The 20,141-nt window shown below is 39.3% G+C and carries 17 protein-coding genes; all 17 read left to right on the forward strand.

What is annotated here, in order from left to right:
- Positions 1-2 precede the first annotated feature (2 nt).
- The 17 genes from ABDJ41_RS12880 (at position 3) to truA (ending at position 20,131) form a co-directional block, all read left to right on the forward strand.
- On the forward strand, positions 3-965 hold the full coding sequence (locus ABDJ41_RS12880; protein WP_349786449.1) for a hypothetical protein: 963 nt from the start codon (positions 3-5) through the stop codon (positions 963-965).
- Between the two features lie 18 nt (positions 966-983).
- A complete protein-coding gene (locus ABDJ41_RS12885; RefSeq protein WP_349786451.1) occupies positions 984-2,489 on the forward strand; it encodes a hypothetical protein in 1,506 nt (501 codons plus the stop codon).
- Positions 2,490-2,521: 32 nt separating this feature from the next.
- Positions 2,522-4,003: a sialate O-acetylesterase gene (locus ABDJ41_RS12890; protein WP_349786453.1), complete on the forward strand. Its 1,482-nt coding sequence runs from the start codon at positions 2,522-2,524 to the stop codon at positions 4,001-4,003.
- 314 nt (positions 4,004-4,317) lie between these two features.
- On the forward strand, positions 4,318-5,007 hold the full coding sequence (locus ABDJ41_RS12895) for a gluconate 2-dehydrogenase subunit 3 family protein (RefSeq protein WP_349786455.1): 690 nt from the start codon (positions 4,318-4,320) through the stop codon (positions 5,005-5,007).
- A gap of 20 nt (positions 5,008-5,027) precedes the next feature.
- Positions 5,028-6,731, forward strand: a complete 1,704-nt coding sequence (locus ABDJ41_RS12900; RefSeq protein ID WP_349786457.1) for a GMC oxidoreductase — start codon at positions 5,028-5,030, stop codon at positions 6,729-6,731.
- Positions 6,731-7,891, forward strand: coding sequence for a Gfo/Idh/MocA family protein (locus tag ABDJ41_RS12905; RefSeq protein WP_349786459.1), 1,161 nt, complete (start codon positions 6,731-6,733; stop codon positions 7,889-7,891). The genes ABDJ41_RS12900 and ABDJ41_RS12905 overlap by 1 nt, the downstream gene beginning before the upstream one ends.
- A 6-nt stretch (positions 7,892-7,897) precedes the next feature.
- On the forward strand, positions 7,898-8,956 hold the full coding sequence (locus ABDJ41_RS12910) for a sugar phosphate isomerase/epimerase family protein (RefSeq protein WP_349786461.1): 1,059 nt from the start codon (positions 7,898-7,900) through the stop codon (positions 8,954-8,956).
- 6 nt (positions 8,957-8,962) lie between these two features.
- Positions 8,963-9,370 carry a c-type cytochrome gene (locus ABDJ41_RS12915; RefSeq protein ID WP_349786462.1) on the forward strand — a complete coding sequence of 136 codons (408 nt, stop codon included), beginning with the start codon at positions 8,963-8,965 and terminating at the stop codon, positions 9,368-9,370.
- A gap of 16 nt (positions 9,371-9,386) precedes the next feature.
- Positions 9,387-10,844: a Gfo/Idh/MocA family protein gene (locus ABDJ41_RS12920; protein ID WP_349786463.1), complete on the forward strand. Its 1,458-nt coding sequence runs from the start codon at positions 9,387-9,389 to the stop codon at positions 10,842-10,844.
- Positions 10,845-10,888: 44 nt separating this feature from the next.
- A complete protein-coding gene (locus ABDJ41_RS12925; protein ID WP_349786464.1) occupies positions 10,889-11,581 on the forward strand; it encodes a 3-keto-disaccharide hydrolase in 693 nt (230 codons plus the stop codon).
- A gap of 34 nt (positions 11,582-11,615) precedes the next feature.
- Positions 11,616-12,848 carry a nucleoside permease gene (locus tag ABDJ41_RS12930; RefSeq protein WP_349786465.1) on the forward strand — a complete coding sequence of 411 codons (1,233 nt, stop codon included), beginning with the start codon at positions 11,616-11,618 and terminating at the stop codon, positions 12,846-12,848.
- Positions 12,849-12,858: 10 nt separating this feature from the next.
- Positions 12,859-13,740: a hydroxypyruvate isomerase family protein gene (locus ABDJ41_RS12935; RefSeq protein ID WP_349786466.1), complete on the forward strand. Its 882-nt coding sequence runs from the start codon at positions 12,859-12,861 to the stop codon at positions 13,738-13,740.
- An 11-nt stretch (positions 13,741-13,751) separates the two neighbouring features.
- Positions 13,752-14,633 (forward strand): sugar phosphate isomerase/epimerase family protein, encoded by an 882-nt coding sequence (locus tag ABDJ41_RS12940; RefSeq protein WP_349786467.1) that lies wholly within the window; start codon positions 13,752-13,754, stop codon positions 14,631-14,633.
- Between the two features lie 152 nt (positions 14,634-14,785).
- Entirely contained in the window at positions 14,786-15,778 is a 993-nt protein-coding gene (locus ABDJ41_RS12945; RefSeq protein ID WP_349786468.1) for an aspartate-semialdehyde dehydrogenase, read from the forward strand.
- A gap of 79 nt (positions 15,779-15,857) precedes the next feature.
- The gene (gene dacB, locus ABDJ41_RS12950) at positions 15,858-17,270 is read left to right on the forward strand and encodes a D-alanyl-D-alanine carboxypeptidase/D-alanyl-D-alanine endopeptidase (RefSeq protein WP_349786469.1); all 1,413 of its coding nucleotides are present in this window, start codon (positions 15,858-15,860) and stop codon (positions 17,268-17,270) included.
- 52 nt (positions 17,271-17,322) lie between these two features.
- Positions 17,323-19,314, forward strand: a complete 1,992-nt coding sequence (locus ABDJ41_RS12955; RefSeq protein WP_349786470.1) for a beta-N-acetylhexosaminidase — start codon at positions 17,323-17,325, stop codon at positions 19,312-19,314.
- Between the two features lie 7 nt (positions 19,315-19,321).
- Complete coding sequence (gene truA, locus ABDJ41_RS12960) at positions 19,322-20,131, forward strand: tRNA pseudouridine(38-40) synthase TruA (protein ID WP_349786471.1); 810 nt, start codon at positions 19,322-19,324, stop codon at positions 20,129-20,131.
- Positions 20,132-20,141: the final 10 nt, after the last annotated feature.

Consider the following 20,141-nt stretch of genomic DNA (forward strand, 5'->3'; position numbering starts at 1 on the left):
TTATGAAACTATCCTATTATATATTCGCTGCTTTCATAACATTCACGCTTTATTCATGTAAGAAAAATCCGATGAAACCTTTTGAGGATGGCAGCTGGAATAACGAAAGAAGCATTGTAAATATAAAGTTTGAACACCAGGTCGGCAATGCTGAAATTAAACGTGACAAAGCCTACAATGGTCTGGTTTCATTTCTTTTCAACGAAAATGGAAGCGACAAATCTAAAATCGTTATTAAAGAGCTGGAACTCTCTTATGGCGCAAAGGCAGATTTATCGATCGGTGATGCACTTAATTTTGATAATCCCGACAACACCGCATCTATTGTGGTGACCGCTGCTTCAGGAGAAAAGCGTACCTGGAAAATCAACTGTCTTCCTTTCAAAGATGAACTGATCGGTACTTGGAAAATTTCGGCGCTTTCAGTTTATGGAGGTGCATGGCCGGAATTTGGTGGTGTAGATGCTTTTGCCGATATCAGGGAAAGAAGCTGGAACTGGAAAACAGATCAAACAGGCCCCGAAGCCGAATACGACAATACCTTAACTTTCACATTGGAGGGAATTGATGAGCAAGGAAACACCTTCGGGAAACTGGTAAATGATGCGGGTACAGATGCAAAATATGCCAATTTTATATTTATAGCCGATCCAGATGGAGCAAGAACACCTATTGATGTCAATTATCAATACAGAAAAATTCCCACAGGAGAGAGCTCATGGAAACGCAATTCCGCACAAGGGACCATTACATTTACGAATGCCAATAAGGTGGTAACAACAGGTCGGTTTGTAACTTCTGGAACCGAAACTCTGGAAGGCGGCAAAAGCATGACTGTTAAAGACCGGGCTTTCACGTTTGAGCTAAAGCCAACTTTTGTTTGGATTGATATTTATCAGGACAGAGAGAAATTAGTCGAGAACGCCAAGAAATTCTGGGTTCAGGTGAGTAAAACTACGAATTAGTAATAAAAGAGATTGATTATGAAATTAAAATATTTATGCATTGCGATGTCCTGGATTTTGATCCTGGTTTACTCCTGCAAAGACAAAACAGAAGGTCTGGTTCTGAATAACCGAAATGACCTGATCATCACCAACAGTGTAACCAAGGCCTCTCCCTTTGTCGGAATAGGCCCACAATGGGGAGGATATGATAATGTATTTAAATGGACAGGTTCAAATACGCTAAGTGAAGCCGACTGGAATACGCTATTTAAAAGAGTGGAGTTTTTGAAACCGGGTTTAATCCGTCTCATGGCGTCGCCGGGTTGGAATTACATCGTAGACGGGCAATACAATCCGCACAAGAGCGATGGGGTACTGTTTAAAATCCTTGATTTTTGTCAGCAGAAAGGTATAAAAGTGATGTTTGGCGAATGGGGTGAACCAGCATTGCCCGGAAACCAGGTTGATGTAGCCTGGCTGGACAAGTCTACAAATTTTTTAAGCTACCTGATTAATGATAAGGCTTACACCTGCATTAAGTATTATAATATGTGTAATGAACCAGCAGGAAGCTGGTCGTCAATTGCGGGCGACTATGATCTTTGGCAAAGAACGTATGTGGAGATCTTAAAAAAGATGGAAAGCAAGAACCTGACAAATAAGATTACGGTTATTGCACCTGATATTGCCGTTTGGAATGACAATAGCCTGGGAAACTGGATTACCCGGGCAAAAGGTTATTTCGGGGATAAAATTGGTGCCTACGACATTCATACCTATCCTACCGATGACCAGGTAAAAGGAGGTAACTATAAAAAGGTACTTGCAGACTACCGCAGCCTGGTGCCTGATCATATGGAAATGATCATGGGTGAACTTGGATTTAAGTATTCCAGCAATTCGGATTTAGGTAAGGACAACCTGTTGCGGATAAGTCAGGATCAGCATACCAGTGATGACTCCAACATGATGATTTATGACGCCTTTTATGGAGTGGATATGGCAGATGCGATCATACAAAATATGGACGCTGGTTACAACGGTGTTATTTTATGGAATATGGATGACGCCATGTATGATGATGGGAATAACAAATTAAAGCGCTGGGGATTTTGGAATATATTGGGACAGGAGAAATTTGGTGGCGTTGCTGATGAAGCAATAAGACCATGGTTTTACCCCATGTCGTTAATGTGCCGTTACTTTCCAACGGGCGCGACCATTTATCAAGCTAAACTTCCGAATAAAAAAGGCGTACAGGCCATCGCTGCTATGAAAGACGGGAAATATACCATAGCCATTTCTAATTCCCATGCGGTGACCTATCAGATCAATCTGAAGATGGAAGCGGAACAGGTTTTGAACAATGCAAAGGTCTTCCGCTACGTTGCAGGTGAAGGGGTCGATTTTGAAGGCAGCAGAAATGCAGATGGTTTTGCTATTCCGGCTGCGCAGGAGATCGTTGACTTTAGCAAAGGGAAACATTATCCGGTAACGATAAAAGGAAAATCTTTTACCCTCATCACGAATATGGATTTTTAACAAAAGCTGCTAATCTTAACTAAATCACGAAAATGACAAGATATATTGTTTATCTATTGATTTCCTGTTGCTATTTTTTTGTGGCATGCAGTGAAAAGGGCTTATCAGATGATAAAAACAAAAACTTTACCAGTAAGTCAGAAGTTTCACTTAATTCCATGTTTCAATCGGACATGGTCCTACAACAACTTTCAGATATCCCTATTAGTGGCAAAGGGACACCTTTTCAGAAAATAAAGATTACCTGTAGCTGGGATAAATCTGCTCCCGGTAAAGAAGTACGGGTAAATCCAGACGGCACCTGGAAAGAAACTATAAGGACTCCAGCTGCCGGGGGGCCATATACCATTTCCTTTATGGGCAAAGCGGAAACCGTTCTGTCAAATGTAATGATTGGAGAAGTATGGTTGTGCTCAGGTCAGTCTAACATGCAATGGACTTTATTTGATTCCAGGAACGGGCCAGATGAAATGAAAATGGCTACCAACCCTAATATCAGGCTGCTGAATGTTAGGGACAGGGTACAATCAGACAATCCGGTGGAAAATATCACTGCAAAATGGGAAGTTTGTTCTTCCACTACTGCTGCTGATTTTAGTGCCATCGGATATTTCTTTGCCAACAAGCTGACCACCGATTTAAACATTCCAATCGGCATTATTAATGTAAGCTGGGGAAATACACCTGCGGAAGTATGGTGTAAGCGCGAGCTGGTATATGCCGATCCTGTTTTATCTGAAGACGCCAGGAAGAAAGAAGCAGCAGGCAGTACTGAACCTTTCAAAGCAGGAAATGTGTACAATGCAATGATCTACCCCCTTCGGAACTTTCCTATTGCAGGAGCCATCTGGTACCAGGGGGAAAACAATCTGGATCAACCTTATCATTACGCAAAGCTTTTAAAGACCATGATTGAAGGGTGGCGTGAAGACTGGAGAAACCAGTTCCCATTTTATATTGCACAGATCTGTCCATACAAAAGAGACTGGAATTTCCAAACAAACTACGCCAATCCCTCTATGCGTTTTGTACAGGCAACGGTCTCAGAAACGATACCCAAAAGCGGAGTTGTTGTGAACGATGACCTTGCAGACATCAACAATATCCATCCCCTGGATAAAAAAGATGTAGGTATGCGCCTGGCGATGTTGGCGCTAAGCAAGACTTATAAAAAAGAGAACTACAAAAGTAAACAAAGCCCAGTATTCAAAGATTTTAAGGTAACAAACAATAAATTAACAGTAAATTTTAAATACGCCGAAGAAGGCCTGAAGACTAGTGATGGGTTATCCCCAACACAATTCGAAATAGCAGGGAGCGATCGCATTTTCCACCCTGCAACTGCAGTTATTAATGGTGGAACAGTAGAACTGAGCAGTATCCATGTACCAAATCCATTAGATGCTCGCATGGGATGGAGCTATATTAAAGTTTCGAATTTGAGAAAAGGTGATTTACCAGTTAGCGTGTTCAAAACCTATACCTGGGAGGATCCCATCGAGGAGCCTAAGTAAACTCTCCACTCCAACTTTTAAGCCTGTTGGTGCAATAAATGCCTAGCAGGCTTAAACGCCCCCTTGATCAAAAAAAAAAAAAAAACACCTGTACCTCAACACCTTAGCACATACAAAAGAAAATTAGCATCTGCTATTCCGCGTTATTGACATTTCTATTATTGTTACAAATTAATTGACATAGAATTGATTTAGTAACAAAAACATTATATATTTACTTTATGGTGTATTTATAACACTATCTATTTTTATTTGCTTAATATTACAAAACGAAATATAGTTTAAACACATAATACCAACCTTAATAACCGAATATGAACAGAAGAGAAGCGGTAAAAAGTGTCGCCTTTTTAATGGGTGGAGCACTTTCAGCAACTACAATCGGCGTATTTCTGGAAAGTTGCAATTCAACATCCACTCCAACAAAGGGTAGTTTATTTTCCGATAATCAGCAAAACTTGATTACCGAAGTTGCGGATATTATTATCCCTACTACAAAAACTCCTGGTGCAAAAGCCGCTGGTGTAGGACCATTCATTTCGATGATGGTAAAAGATTGTTATCCTGATGATGCCCAAAAAGCCTTTATAAAAGGGCTGGATGATCTGGAGAAACAATCGAAAGATGAATACAAAAAAGGTTTTCTGGAACTCAGTGTAAAAGAACGTCAGGATTTACTTGGCAAGCTTAGAGATGCGACTGTCGCAGCAACTAAAACAGAAAAAGAAAATCTGGACAAGCAGGAACAAGCTGAAAAAGATAAACAGCTAACAAACCCGGATGAGAAAGCAACATCGCAGACAGAGAATACAGGTACTATATCCATTCTTCCTAAAGACAAACCTAAAATGGAACCTCGTTTCTTCTCAATCATCAGAGATTTAACCCTACTGGGATATTTCACTTCAGAAATTGGTGCTACACAGGCTTATGAATTCGTAGAAATACCTGGTCGTTATGACGGTTGTATGGATATGAAGCCTGGACAAAGAGTTTGGTCGTAAACCTTTTATATCATAAATAAATGAGCAATTTAAATGTTAAAGCAACAGCGCAGAATACTTATGATGCGATTGTTGTAGGATCCGGAATCAGTGGTGGCTGGGCAGCAAAAGAATTAACGGAAAAAGGTCTGAAAGTTTTACTGCTTGAAAGAGGCAGAAACATTGAACATATAAAAGACTATACCACGGCAATGAAAAAGCCTTGGGAGTTTGAACATAGAGGTCGACTAACCGAAGAACAAAAGGAAAGTCATCCTGTACAAAAAAGAGATTATCCTTACCAGGAATTTAATGAAAGCTTTTGGGTAAATGACCACGATTGTCCATATACCGAGGTTAAACGTTTTGACTGGTACCGCGGTTTTCATGTTGGTGGTAAATCATTAATGTGGGGCAGACAGAGCTATCGTTTCAGTGATCTGAACTTTGAAGATAACCTTAAAGACGGTCACGGCGTTGACTGGCCAATCAGATATAAAGATCTTGCACCATGGTACGATTATGTAGAGAAATTTGCAGGTATCAGCGGACAAGCCGAAAATTGGCCGGCATGTCCAGATGGTCAGTTCCTTCCTCCAATGGAAATGAACTGTGTGGAAAAAGAAGTTAAAAAACGTATTGAAGCCAAATGGAGCAAGTCTCGGATTATGACCATTGGCCGTACCGCTAACTTAACTGTTGAACATGGTGGACGTGGCAAATGCCAATATCGTAACCTTTGTAGCAGAGGTTGTCCTTTTGGGGCTTACTTCAGCACACAATCCTCTACGTTGCCCGCAGCTGTTGCCACGGGTAATTTAACATTGCGTCCTTTCTCACTAGTAAATTCTATTATTTACGATAAAGAAACTCAAAAAGCCAAAGGTGTTGTTGTTATCGATTCAGAAACAATGGAAACTACAGAATACTTTGCAAAGATTGTATTCGTAAATGGTTCAACACTTGGTAGTACTTTCATCCTATTGAACTCTGTTTCTGATGAACATCCAAATGGTTTAGGTAATGGTAGTGGTCAATTGGGACATAATTTAATGGATCACCACTTCCGCGCTGGTGCAAACGGTAGATTTGAAGGCTTTGAGAATAAATATACTTACGGAAAAAGAGCTAATGGTATTTATATTCCAAGGTATCAAAATATGGGCAATGACAAGCGTGATTATCTGAGAGGTTTTGGCTACCAAGGTGGAGGAAGTCGCGGAAACTGGCATGCAGACGTTGCTGAACTAGCTTTTGGGGGTGATTTTAAAGATCAGATGACAGTTCCGGGTTCATGGAATATGGGATTAGGAGGATTTGGTGAGGCATTACCATACTTTGAAAACAAAGTATATATCGATAAAAGTAAAAAGGACAAATGGGGACAACCAGTTTTAGCTATTGACTGTGAGTTTAAGGATAACGAGCGTAAAATGCGTATTGACATGATGAATGATGCGGCAGAAATGCTTGAAGCATCAGGCGCCAAAGATGTCAAAACATTTGACAATGGTTCTGCTCCAGGCATGGCCATCCATGAAATGGGAACTGCACGTATGGGTCATGATCCTAAAACATCAGTTTTGAATAAATGGAACCAGATGCACGAGGTAAAAAATGTTTTTGTAACCGATGGTTCATGCATGGCTTCAGCCGCATGTCAGAACCCATCATTAACTTATATGGCACTAACTGCCAGAGCGTGTGACTTTGCTGTTAGTGAATTAAAAAAAGGAAACCTTTAATGGAGAATAGAAAAATTAGAATGGGCATGATTGGTGGCGGTAAAGATGCATTTATCGGCGCCATACACCGTATCGCAGCAAACATTGACGGACAAGTTGAATTTTGCTGTGGAGCATTAAGTATTAATCCAGAAGTAGCCAGGGAATCGGGCAAATTATTGTTCCTTCCTGAAGACAGGACTTACTTAAACTATGAGGAAATGATTACGCAGGAAAGTAAACTACCTGCAGACAAACGCATAGATTTCGTAACAATTGTAACCCCTAACTTTGCCCATTTTGCTCCTGCAATGATGGCATTAGATCATGGTTTTAACGTAGTAATAGAAAAGCCTATCGCCTTATCACTTGATGAAGCAAAACAACTGCAACAAAAGGTTAAAGAAACAGGTTTAACATTATGCTTAACTCATACCTATTCAGGTTACCCAATGGTTAAGCAAGCCAGACAAATGGTTGCTGATGGTAATCTTGGTGCAATCAGAAAAATCATGGTTGAATATCCCCAGGGTTGGTTAAGTACACTTACCGAACGCGAAGGTAATGCTGGAGCTGCATGGCGCACAGACCCCTCAAAAAGCGGAAAAAGTGGAGCAATGGGCGATATAGGTACACATGCGGCACAATTAGCAGAATATATTTCGGGCTTAAAAATCAGTAAGCTTTGTGCTGACCTGAACATTGTTGTACCCGGTAGAGGTTTAGATGACGATGGAAATGTGTTGCTTAAATTCGACAATGGTGCTAATGGTATTTTGGTAGCTTCACAAATTGCAGCTGGCGAAGAGAATGCCTTAAAAATTAAGGTATATGGTGAAAAAGGTGGCTTAGAATGGCACCAGATGGAACCAAATACATTGATCGTAAAATGGTTGGATCAGCCAGCACAGATTTATCGTGCTGGGCAAGCTTATTTATCCGACATAGCTAAACACAATACTCGCACACCTGGTGGTCACCCTGAGGGGTACCTCGAAGCCTTTGCCAACATTTATAAAAATTTCGTACTTACTTTAAGAACAAAATTAGCAGGGGGCACACCAACAGCTGCAATGCTAGACTTCCCTACTGTTGAAGATGGTGTACGTGGAATGGCATTTATTGAAAACGCAGTGGCTTCAAGCCAGTCAGACCAAAAATGGTTTGATTTTAAAATATAACGAATCATGACTACAATTAAAGGACCGGGCGTTTTTTTAGCCCAGTTTATTGGAGATGAAGCGCCATTTAATTCTTTGGATGCCATTTGTGAATGGGCCGCAGGACTTGGCTTTAAAGGAATACAAATGCCAACGCTTGATGCCAGGTTTATTGACTTGCAAAAAGCGGCAGAAAGTAAAACCTATGCAGATGAACTAAAAGGAAAAGTACAGTCGTATGGACTGGAAATTACTGAACTATCAACTCACCTACAGGGTCAGTTGGTTGCTGTAAATCCAGCTTATGACCTTGCCTTTGATGCTTTTGCACCTGATGCTTATAAGAACAATCCAAAAGCAAGAACAGAATGGGCTGTACAACAATTGAAATATGCTGCAAAAGCTTCACAAAACCTGGGTTTAAACGCTCATGCTACTTTTAGCGGATCATTATTATGGCATATGTTCCATCCATGGCCTCAGCGTCCGGAAGGTTTGGTTGATGCCGGCTTTACAGAACTTGCTAAAAGATGGATGCCTATCTTGAATGAATTTGATACTTGCGGTGTAGATGTTTGTTACGAAATACACCCTGGAGAAGATCTGTTTGATGGTATCACTTATGAGATGTTCCTGGAGAAAGTAAACAATCACCCTCGTGCCTGTTTACTATATGATCCATCGCATTTTGTATTGCAACAGTTGGATTATATCCAATACATTGACTTTTATCATGAACGCATTAAAGCTTTCCATGTTAAAGATTCTGAATTTAATGCCACAGGGAAACAGGGAACTTTTGGTGGATACCAAAGCTGGGCAAACCGTGCGGGAAGGTATCGCTCTCCTGGTGATGGACAAGTAGATTTTAAAACGATCTTCAGTAAACTTGCTCAATATGATTATACAGGATGGGCTGTGATGGAATGGGAATGCTGTATAAAAGATGCTCAGGTTGGCGCCAAAGAAGGTGCAGAATTTATTACAAAAAATATTATTAAAGTAACAGACAGGGCTTTTGATGATTTTGCCGCTTCCGGTGGAAACGATGATTTCAACAATAAAATCCTGGGTCTAAATCAATAAATTAAAATGAAACAGACACTATTTATCCTAGGCTGCTTTGTATTAGCAATAGCCTCATGTTCAAGCCCTGAAGAGCGTGCTGCATCTTCAAACACAAGTACAACAACTGAAACTCCTACAACAAGTACTGAAACAGCTGCACCTGCAACAGCAGTAAAGGGTGAAGGCGAGAAATTAATTGCAAAATCAGACTGTATCGGATGCCATAACAAAGTACAGAAAGTAATTGGCCCTGCATATGTAGATATTGCAGCTAAATATCCATTAAATGATGAAAACGTTAATCATCTGGCAGATAAAATCATTAAAGGTGGCCAGGGAGTTTGGGGTGAAATACCAATGACTCCACATGCATCTTTAAGTCATGATGATGCCAAGACAATGGTAAAATACATTTTATCTCTTAAAAAATAACGAACCACACACACAAATGGGAGAAATCAACAAAAACCAGGATGCTACGTCGAGACGTAATTTCCTAAAAACCACAGCTATTGCAGCTTCTGCATTTATGATTGTTCCTCGCCATGTATTAGGCGGACCTGGATTTTTAGCACCTAGCGATAGACTTATCGTTGCGGGTATTGGTGCTGGAGGTAAAGGTTTCTCGGATATTAAAGCTTTTGCCGATAGTGGTAAAGCAGATATCGGTTTCCTTTGCGATGTTCATGATAGCAGAGCAGCAAACAGTGTAAAGGCATATCCTAAAGCAAAATATTACAGGGATTACCGCGAGATGTTCGATAAAGAAGCTAAAAACTTTGACGCAGTTTCTATTTCTACACCGGATCATAGTCATGCCATACAAGCCATTGCGGCAATGCAATTGGGTAAACATGTTTATGTTCAGAAACCATTAACACATGATATTTATGAGGCACGTGCATTAACTGCAGCTGCAGAAAAATATAAAGTCGTAACTCAAATGGGAAATCAAGGTGCATCAAATGATGGCCCAAGGTTAATGAGAGAATGGTACGATGCTGGTTTAATTGGTGATGTTCATACTGTTTATGCATGGACAGACAGACCGGTGTGGCCACAAGGTATTCCATGGTCTGCTAATAAAGCTGCTGTACCTTCAGATCTTGACTGGGATCTTTGGCTAGGTACAGCTCCATACAAAGAGTATGTAGACAAACTAGTGCCTTTTAACTGGCGCGGATGGTGGGATTATGGAACTGGTGCATTGGGAGATATGGGATGTCATCTTCTAGAAGCCCCTTTCAGTGTGTTAGATCTAAAATATGCTACTGAAGTTCAAGCTAGTGTAGGTTCTGTATATGTTGATGAGTTTAAAAGAGGATATTTCCCTGATAGTTGCCCTCCGTCAAGTCATGTTACTTTAAAATTCCCTAAAACCAAAAAAACCAAAGGAGATATCGTTGTACATTGGATGGACGGTGGTATACAGCCGGAAAGACCAGAGGAGTTAGCTGCTAATGAATCATTTGGCGACGGCGGGAATGGCACTTTATTTATTGGAACAAAGGGTAAAATGATGGCTAACACATATGGTGCAAACCCTCGTCTATTGCCTTTAAGCAGAAATAAGAATATTAAGGTAAAACAAAAATTTGAACGCGTAGCAGGCGGCGACAAAGGCCATTATGCACAATGGGTTGAAGCATGTATTGCTGGTTATGGTAAAAAAGAGGTAAGCTCTCCGTTCTCTATTGCTGGACCACTAACTGAGTCTCTATTAATGGCTAATCTTGCCATCAGAGGAACAGATATACAAGCAAAAAATGAAAAAGGGAAAACCATATATCCAGGTAGAAACATTAAATTACTTTGGGACAATGCCAATATGAGAATTACCAATTTTGATGATGTAAACCAATTTGTAAAACGCGAATACCGTAAAGGCTGGACACTTGGAGTTTAGGAGCTATTATTGCTCCTTCATCTTTAATCCTTAAAAACATACACATGAAAAAATACATTTCAGCAATGATACTCACCGCCATTATCACTGGTGGTATTGCACAAGCCCAATCAAGTAAAAAAGGATTTACTAAAATATTTGATGGAAAAACTACTAAAGGTTGGCATACTTACGGTAAAACAACCGCAGGTTCAAAATGGACGGTTGAAGATGGAACATTACACTTTAATCCTGCTGGAGACAAAAGCGGTGGCGGTGATTTAGTGACAGACAATGAGTACAGCAATTTCCACTTGAAAATAGATTGGAAAGTTGCGCCAAAAGCCAATAGTGGGATCATTTTCTATGTAAAGGAAGACCCTGCAAAATATGCCAGGACTTACAGTACTGGTTTAGAAATGCAGGTATTGGATAATGATGGCCATCCTGATGGCAAAATCACCAAACACCGCGCCGGTGATTTGTATGATCTGATTAAAAGCTCGTCAGAACCAGTAAAACCAGTTGGCGAATGGAATACTGCTGAGATCATTTGTAAAGATGGTAAATTAGAGCATTATCTTAATGGTGTAAAAGTTGTATCAACTACTTTATGGGATGATAACTGGGCTTCTCTTGTTGCTGGCAGTAAATTTGGCGGCTGGAAAGATTGGGGTACTTTTAAATCGGGTAAAATTGCGCTTCAAGATCATGGAGACAATGTTTGGTACCGTAACATCATGATTAAAAAGCTGTAAATCAATCGACGAAATAAAAAATAAAAAACCAAACATGAATTTAAACAACCGCATCAAATTATCGGTCATGATGTTCCTGGAATTTTTCATCTGGGGCGCATGGTTTGTTACACTTGGGACTTTCCTTGGAAGTAATTTAAGTGCCACAGGTGCTGAAACAGGCTCTGTATTTTCAACACAATCCTGGGGTGCAATCATTGCTCCTTTTATCATTGGATTAATTGCCGACAGGTATTTCAATGCTGAAAAAATCCTTGGCATCCTGCACATTGTAGGTGCGATATTAATGTATCAGATGTATAATGCTACAGACATTTCGGTGTTCTATCCTTATGTACTGGGTTATATGATTTTATTTATGCCTACACTGGCACTTGTAAATTCTGTTTCATTTAATCAGATGAAAGACCCTGAAAAAGAGTTCTCTTCTATCAGAGTATTTGGAACAATCGGGTGGATCGTTGCGGGACTTTTAATCAGCTTTGTATTTCATTGGGATTCACCAGAAGGCATCACAGCAGGTTTACTGAAAAATACTTTTATGATGGCTGGCGTTAGCTCACTTATTTTAGGACTATTTAGCTTTACACTTCCTGCTACGCCACCTAAAGTTGCTAAAGGAGAGAAAATCAGTATCAATGAGATATTAGGTTTAGATGCACTTAAACTATTGAAAGATAAAAACTTTGCCATCTTCTTTATATCTTCTATTTTAATTTGTATTCCATTGGCATTTTATTATCAAAATGCGGGTGTTTTCCTTGCGGATATAAAAGTTACCAACCCTACAGGTAAAATGGCAATCGGACAAATCTCTGAAGCACTATTTCTGTTAGCAATCCCTGTGTTCTTTGCCAAATATGGTTTCAAGAAAACCATATTGGTTGGTATGTTGGCCTGGGCAGTGCGTTACATATTATTTGCATACGGAAATGCATCTGATTTAAGTTTCATGTTAATTATTGGAATTGCCTTACACGGTGTTTGCTATGACTTTTTCTTTGTATCTGGTCAGATTTATACCAACTCCAAAGCTGGAGAGAAATTCAAAAGCTCTGCTCAAGGTATGATTACATTAGCTACTTATGGTGTGGGTATGTTAATCGGGTTTAAAGTTGCTGGTTTGGTAACAGACATGTATAAATCTGAAGGCCTTACAGACTGGAAAATGATATGGATAATACCAGCTGTAATTGCAGTTGTAGTCTTCTTACTATTTACAGTTCTCTTTAATGAGAAAAAGAAAATAGAACCAACCGTAGTATAACAATTTTGAGATGAGTAAGGATCTAAGCAGAAGAACTGTGTTAAAGAATATTGTTGCCGGAACCGCTGCATTAGGCGTTTCGGCAACAATACCTGCTTTTGCACTGCAACAATCAGAGTCCAATAAGCTAAAAGGAAACGTAAATCATTCAGTATGTCGCTGGTGTTTTGGAAAACTGAGTTTGGATGAATTGTGTATTGAGGCGAAAAAGATTGGCATCAAAGCGATCGACCTTGTCGGCCCTAAAGACTGGCCAACTTTAAAAAAGCATGGCCTTTATTCTTCTATGTGTAATGGAGCTGAGATTAATTTAGTGGACGGGTGGAATGATCCTAAATTTCATCCAACATTGATTAAAAACTATACAGAAATGATTCCTAAAGTTGCTGAAGCTGGTTATACCCAGCTGATCTGCTTTAGTGGCAACAGACGTGGTAAGGATGATGAAACAGGGCTTAAAAACTGTGTTGATGGTTTAAAGCAAATAATCCCTCTAGCTGAAAAGCATGGTGTTCTACTTGTGATGGAATTATTGAACAGCAAGGTTGACCATAAAGACTATCAGTGCGACCACACTGCCTGGGGTGCCGAACTGGCAAAAAGACTAGGATCAGAAAACTTCAAGTTGCTATTTGATATTTATCATATGCAGATTGATGAAGGCAATGTGATCAGCAACATTCAGACCTTCCATCCATACATCTCCCATTATCATACAGCAGGAGTACCCGGGCGACATGAAATTGATGATACTCAGGAATTATTTTACCCTGCTATTATAAGGGCAATTCTTGCTACCGGCTTTAAAGGCTATGTAGCACAAGAGTTTATCCCTAAATATTCAGATAATATTAAATCACTTAGAGATGCCGTAAATGTTTGCGACGTTTAAATTAAATCAATATGAACTCAAGAAGAACATTCATTAAACATGCTGGCCTTGCGGCAGCAGGAGCATTTTTTCTTCCATCCTTTGCTTGTACCGCAGCTACAGCTAAGAGAAATATAGGCTTACAACTGTATACGCTTAGAGAACAAATTCCTCATGATGTAAAAGGAGTAATTGAAAAAATAGCTAATGCTGGGTATAAAGAAGTAGAAACTTACAGTTACTCTAAAGAGGCTGGCTATTGGGGGCTTGATGCGAAGTCATTTAAAAATTTGCTTAAAGCTAATGGCTTAACCTCACCTAGTGGTCACTTTGTTATTGATAATTTCATTACCAGTGGCGATAAAGAACTACTGAAACCTTTAATAGAAGGAGCTGCAGCGGTTGACAATCATTATTTTACGGTTGCATGGATGAGTGAACCAATAAGAAAAACACTTGAGGATTATAAGAAAATTACAGCCCGCTTAAATGAAGCTGCTGAATTGGTAAAACAATCGGGCATGAAACTAGCTTATCATAATCATGATTTTGAACTACACAAACATGAAGGAGGTGTTACTGGTTACGAAATTATGCTGAATGGAACAGATAAAAACCTTATTAACTTTGAAATGGACCTTTACTGGATTGTTCGTTCAGGAAATGATCCTATTGCATTTTTCAATAAATATCCGGGGCGTTTTGTAATGTGGCATGTTAAAGACATGGATAAAACTAATAATGCACTGAATACGGAGGTTGGTACAGGTACTATCGACTTCAAGAGCATTTATGCACATGCAAAACAATCTGGGCTTGAGCACCTGATTGTGGAGCAGGAGAACTTTAAGAAGGATCCATTTATAAGCATAAAGGAAAGCTTCGATTATGTAAACCGAGAACTCATAAAATAAGGAATAGCTTATTAAATTATAAGGGATTGGTTACTAAAAGCCAATCCCTTTTTTTATGAGTAAAAAAATGCCCATATTTGGGGACTTATTATTTCACCATAAAATACAATTGATAAATAATTAAAAACAAGTAAAACAACTAATTAGAAAAAATGAAGATTGCAGTAGTTGGAGCCACCGGCCTGGTAGGCACCGTAATGTTAAAAGTATTAGAAGAGCGTAACTTCCCGTTAACTGAATTGATCCCTGTAGCCTCTGAGAAGAGTGTTGGTAAGGAAATCACATTCAAGGGTAAGAAGTATGCTGTTGTAAACATGGATACTGCGATTTCGATGAGACCTGATATTGCGTTGTTTTCTGCAGGTGGTAGTACATCATTAGCTGAAGCACCTCGCTTCGCTGAAGTTGGCACTACAGTAATCGACAATTCATCTGCATGGCGCATGGATCCGTCGAAAAAGCTGGTAGTCCCTGAAGTAAATGCACATGAGTTATCTGCCGATGATAAAATCATTGCAAACCCAAACTGTTCAACTATTCAAATGGTAGTGGCCCTAAAACCACTTCATGATAAATACAAAATTAAACGTGTGGTTGTTTCAACTTACCAATCTGTTACAGGCACAGGTGTAAAGGCTGTTGAACAAATGATGAATGAACGTAAAGGTATTACTGATGGCCCTATGGCTTACGCTTACCCTATCGATTTAAACGTCATTCCTCAGATTGATGTGTTCCAGGATAATGGATATACTAAAGAGGAAATGAAGATGATATTGGAAACTCAGAAAATCATGAGTGATAACAGTATTAAAGTTACAGCAACTACGGTACGTATTCCTGTGATGGGCGGCCACTCTGAATCAGTAAACATTGAATTTGAAAATGATTTCGATGTAACTGAAGTAAAAGAATTACTTGCAGCTACACAAGGTATCATCGTAGTTGATGATCCTGCTAACCTTAAATATCCTATGCCTAAAGACGCACATGAGAAAGATGAGGTTTTTGTTGGAAGAATAAGACGTGATGAGTCATTGCCAAACACATTGAACATGTGGATTGTAGCAGATAACCTACGTAAAGGTGCTGCGACAAATGCAGTTCAGATTGCAGAATACCTGGTAAACAACAAACTGGTTTAATTCAATTTAAACCAATCATATTAACGGCCATCATCCTGATAACAAATCAGCATGATGGCCGTTTTAATTTTAAAAGCTTATGTCTAATAGATCTATTCCATCTCTTTTAATCCTGTTCTTTATCAGCAGTTTCACGATCGCACAGACTCCGATACAGAAACTGGAAAAAGCTTACAACATCTTTCAATCTGATCCACAGACAAAATATGCCATTTCCTCACTTTGTGTTTTAGATGCCAATACAGGCAGCCCACTTTTTGCCAGGAATGAACAAATAGGATTAGCTACAGCATCAACCTTAAAAGTAATAACAGCTGCAACTGCTCTAAGTATCCTGGGAAAAGATTTTCAGTATCAAACAACACTAGCCTACACGGGTAATATTACCACTGATGGGGTTTTAAAGGGCAACTTGATTATAATTGGAAGTGCCGATCCGACTTTAGGTTCTGACCGCTACCAGAATAAAGAAAATGTTGTTTTAACAGAATGGGCTAATGCAATAAAAAAAGCAGGTATTAAAAGAATAGAAGGAGCCATTATTGGAGATGACCGTATTTTTGGAACCCAGACTACTCCTGAGGGCTGGACATGGCAGGACATGGGTAATTATTACGGAGCAGGTACTTCGGGATTATCATGGCGTGAAAATCAATTTGACATCCAATTAAAACCCGGTTCTAGACAAGGAGATGATGCTGGAATAATAAAAACAGTTCCAGAAATGCCCTATTTAAAGGTGATGAATGAGCTAAAAACAGGGGCTTCGGGTAGTGGTGATAATGCTTATTTATTTTTACCTCCTTATGGTAACACGGCTTACTTAAGAGGAACCTGGGGTATTGGAATCCGTAAAAGCAGCATTTCAGGTGCAATTCCAGATCCTGCTTATGATTGTGCATACCGATTGCAGGACACCTTAAAACTTTTAGGAATTGTAAGCACACAACCCGTTACGACCACAAGAATCATGGCGTTAAACGGACAATCAATAGCTAACATTACGCAAAAGATCAGTACCATTACCTCTCCTACCTTATCAGAAATCACTTATTGGTTTTTAAAAAAGAGTATTAACCTATATGGTGAAACCATGTTAAAAACCCTCGCATTAAAATCAGGAAAAACAGCAAGTACTGCTGATGGTGTAGAAACAGAAATTAAGTTTTGGGAAGCTAAAGGAATTGACAAAAATGCGCTGAATATAATTGATGGAAGTGGCCTTTCACCAGCAAACCGGATAACAACCCAGGCAGTCGCAAATGTTTTATTTCAGGCTCAAAAAGAAAACTGGTTTGGCGATTATTATAAAGCTTTTCCAGAATACAATGGCATGAAAATTAAAAGCGGAACGATAAACAATGTTTCCGCATTTGCAGGATATTATACCAGCAATACAGGAAATAAATACATTATTGTTATCAATGTCAATAATTATTCAGGTTCAGGAATAAATAAGAAACTATTTACCGTATTGGATGCACTAAAGTAATTGGTAAATTGCAGCCGTTTTAAGAATATAACATCCGAAAAACACATCATCAATGAAGAATATCCTTTCTGCCCTATTTTTTCTACTGTTTAGCTGTTCAGTTTTAGGACAAACTTCAGTTTCACAGATAACAAGCACTGCAGAGTTTAATAATCCTCTAAATAATGTCCCACCCGAGATAGCTATTATTCCAGAACCTGTAGAAGTGACTAAAAAGGAAGGATACTTCGTTTTACCGACTAATGTGACTATTCAATGTACAGCTACACCTGAAACACATCAGGTGCTTACTTTTTTACAAGAAAAACTATCTGTTCCTACAGGCAGCTTTGTAACTTCTGTAAGTGGCAAATCGGAAAGTGCACAAATACATTTATTAATAAATGACAAAATAAACCACACACTTGGTAATGAGGGTTACCAATTGACTGTTACCCCAAATCACATCACCATTAAAGCCAATCAGGCAGCGGGTTTGTTTTATGGTGTACAAAGTCTGCTTCAATTGTTTCCGGCCGCTATTGAAAGTAAAGAGCCAATTGAGGCCGAGCATAGCAGAAGTACCGAACAAATAGAATGGAAAGTTCCTTGCGTTGAAATCACAGATTACCCACGCTTAGGCTGGAGAGGTTTAATGTTTGATGTTGCTCGTCACTTTTTCACTAAGGAAGAAGTAAAACAGTATATAGATGCAATGGTGCGTTACAAATACAACATCTTACATTTACATCTAACCGATGATGAGGGTTGGAGAATAGAGATTAAGGGCTTTCCTAAGCTAACTGAAATTGGTGCATGGAGTGTTAAAAAAGTAGGTGATTTTGGAACTTTTCCAGCTCCTGCGGCGGATGAACCACGTAATTACGGTGGCTTTTACACACAAGAGGACATTAAAGAGATCGTGCAATATGCGAAAGAACGTTTTGTCAATGTTCTTCCTGAAATTGATGTACCTGGTCATAGTCTTGCTGCAATCAGCTCTTATCCCGAATTATCCTGCACACCGGGTGCAGAAAATTATAAGGTACGTTCCGGAGAACGCATTATGGACTGGTCAAGAGGTGCTCCTCCGATAGCTTTGGTAGACAATACATTGTGTCCGGCAAATGAAAAGGTATATGCTTTCTTAGATTCTGTTATTACCCAGGTTGCGGCTCTTTTCCCTTTCGAATATATACATATGGGTGGAGATGAGGCTCCTTTCAATTTCTGGGAGAAAAATGAAGCCATCAAAGCATTGATGCTTAAGGAAGGTTTAAAGAATATGCATCAGGTACAAGGATATTTTGAAAAGCGTGTTCAAAAGATTGTTGAATCGAAAGGGAAAAAATTTATAGGATGGGATGAAATATTGAATGGCGACATGTCACCCAATACAGCTGTTATGGCTTGGCGAGGAATGAAATATGGTATTGAAGCTGCCAAAAATAAACATGAGGTGGTAATGAGTCCCACCGAATTTGCTTATCTGGATTATATGCAGGCTGATGTAATCACTGAACCTCGTGTTTATGCTTCTCTCAGGTTGAGCAAAGCTTACCAATTTGATCCTGTACCGTTATCTGTTGATCCTAAATACATTAAAGGAGGTCAGGCAAATCTATGGACAGAACAAGTGTATAACATCCGTCAGGCTGAATACATGACCTGGCCTAGAGGTATGGCAATTGCAGAATCGGTTTGGTCTCCCCCAGCCAAAAAAAACTGGCCTAACTTTTTCAGTAGAGTAGAACAACATTTTAAGCGCCTGGACGCAGCAGAAACCAAATATGCGCCAAGTGTATATGATCCTATATTTAAAGTCAGCAGATCAGCAGATAAACAACTTCTGATTGATTTAAGTACCGAGGTTTCAGGATTGGATATTTATTACAGTTTTGACAACTCATTCCCTGATCGCTTCTATCCAAAATATACGGAAAAATTAACACCTCCAAAAGATGCGACCATGTTAAAAGTCATCACTTACAGAGGTAAAAACCCAATTGGTAGAATGATGAATATGCCAATTGAAGAATTGAATAAGAGAGCAGGAAGAAAATAGAAAGAAATTGAGATACTTTGTTCATATAGGTTACAACGGATTAAATTATAGTGGCTGGCAAAAACAGCCTGGAATATTGAATGTACAGGGTGTTTTGGAAAAAGCACTTACTGATATCTTAAAAGTCCCCATATTTATTAACGGTTGTGGCCGTACTGATGCACAAGTTCATGCCAGTCAGTTCTTTTTCCATATGGATGTGGAACAGCCCTGGGATTTTGATCTGATGTTTAGGCTTAATAAATCCTTACCGGGCAATATTGCGGTCTTCGATATCATTCCTATGGATGGGCAACAACATGCCCGGTTTGATGCTGTGCAACGGTCTTACGATTATTTCCTGCATACCTATAAAAATCCATTTTTGAATGGACTAAGTTCATTTTATTTATTGGACAAGCTTGATTTTGACAAAATGAAACAAGCAGCTTCGATACTACCTAACTACAAAGATTATAAGGCTTTTTGTACAAGCCCAGATAAATATGAACACACTCTATGCTTTGTCAGATCTGCAAGTTTATCTGTAGATGAAAATGGAGATCATCTTCGTTTCCAGATTTCTTCCAATCGTTTTTTAAGTAAAATGATCAGGATTATCATGGGCCAATTGTTAAAAATTGGGAAAGGAGTTTTGAGCGTTGATGAGTTTGAAAGCTATCTGATCGAGAATAGAACCCCTGAGCTGATCACCCCTGCTCATCCACAGGGACTTTATTTATCGAAAGTAACTTATCCTTACCTGGATCTACCACCAAGACAACAGTTTTCTTCTGTTTTACAACAGCAAGCTGACCTGACCTGGAAATTACTTTAACCACCTAATT

This window comes from Pedobacter sp. ASV1-7 (genome assembly GCF_040203335.1).
GTDB lineage: Bacteria > Bacteroidota > Bacteroidia > Sphingobacteriales > Sphingobacteriaceae > Pedobacter.

Coding starts and splice junctions, on each gene's coding strand:
- ABDJ41_RS12935 (WP_349786466.1), top strand. CDS start 12,859: ATGAGTAAGGATCTAAGCAGAAGAACTGTGTTAAAGAATATTGTTGCC.
- ABDJ41_RS12930 (WP_349786465.1), top strand. CDS start 11,616: ATGAATTTAAACAACCGCATCAAATTATCGGTCATGATGTTCCTGGAA.
- ABDJ41_RS12945 (WP_349786468.1), top strand. CDS start 14,786: ATGAAGATTGCAGTAGTTGGAGCCACCGGCCTGGTAGGCACCGTAATG.
- ABDJ41_RS12940 (WP_349786467.1), top strand. CDS start 13,752: ATGAACTCAAGAAGAACATTCATTAAACATGCTGGCCTTGCGGCAGCA.
- ABDJ41_RS12955 (WP_349786470.1), top strand. CDS start 17,323: ATGAAGAATATCCTTTCTGCCCTATTTTTTCTACTGTTTAGCTGTTCA.
- ABDJ41_RS12910 (WP_349786461.1), top strand. CDS start 7,898: ATGACTACAATTAAAGGACCGGGCGTTTTTTTAGCCCAGTTTATTGGA.
- ABDJ41_RS12905 (WP_349786459.1), top strand. CDS start 6,731: ATGGAGAATAGAAAAATTAGAATGGGCATGATTGGTGGCGGTAAAGAT.
- ABDJ41_RS12915 (WP_349786462.1), top strand. CDS start 8,963: ATGAAACAGACACTATTTATCCTAGGCTGCTTTGTATTAGCAATAGCC.
- ABDJ41_RS12920 (WP_349786463.1), top strand. CDS start 9,387: ATGGGAGAAATCAACAAAAACCAGGATGCTACGTCGAGACGTAATTTC.
- ABDJ41_RS12880 (WP_349786449.1), top strand. CDS start 3: ATGAAACTATCCTATTATATATTCGCTGCTTTCATAACATTCACGCTT.
- ABDJ41_RS12895 (WP_349786455.1), top strand. CDS start 4,318: ATGAACAGAAGAGAAGCGGTAAAAAGTGTCGCCTTTTTAATGGGTGGA.
- ABDJ41_RS12900 (WP_349786457.1), top strand. CDS start 5,028: ATGAGCAATTTAAATGTTAAAGCAACAGCGCAGAATACTTATGATGCG.
- ABDJ41_RS12925 (WP_349786464.1), top strand. CDS start 10,889: ATGAAAAAATACATTTCAGCAATGATACTCACCGCCATTATCACTGGT.
- dacB (WP_349786469.1), top strand. CDS start 15,858: ATGTCTAATAGATCTATTCCATCTCTTTTAATCCTGTTCTTTATCAGC.
- ABDJ41_RS12885 (WP_349786451.1), top strand. CDS start 984: ATGAAATTAAAATATTTATGCATTGCGATGTCCTGGATTTTGATCCTG.
- ABDJ41_RS12890 (WP_349786453.1), top strand. CDS start 2,522: ATGACAAGATATATTGTTTATCTATTGATTTCCTGTTGCTATTTTTTT.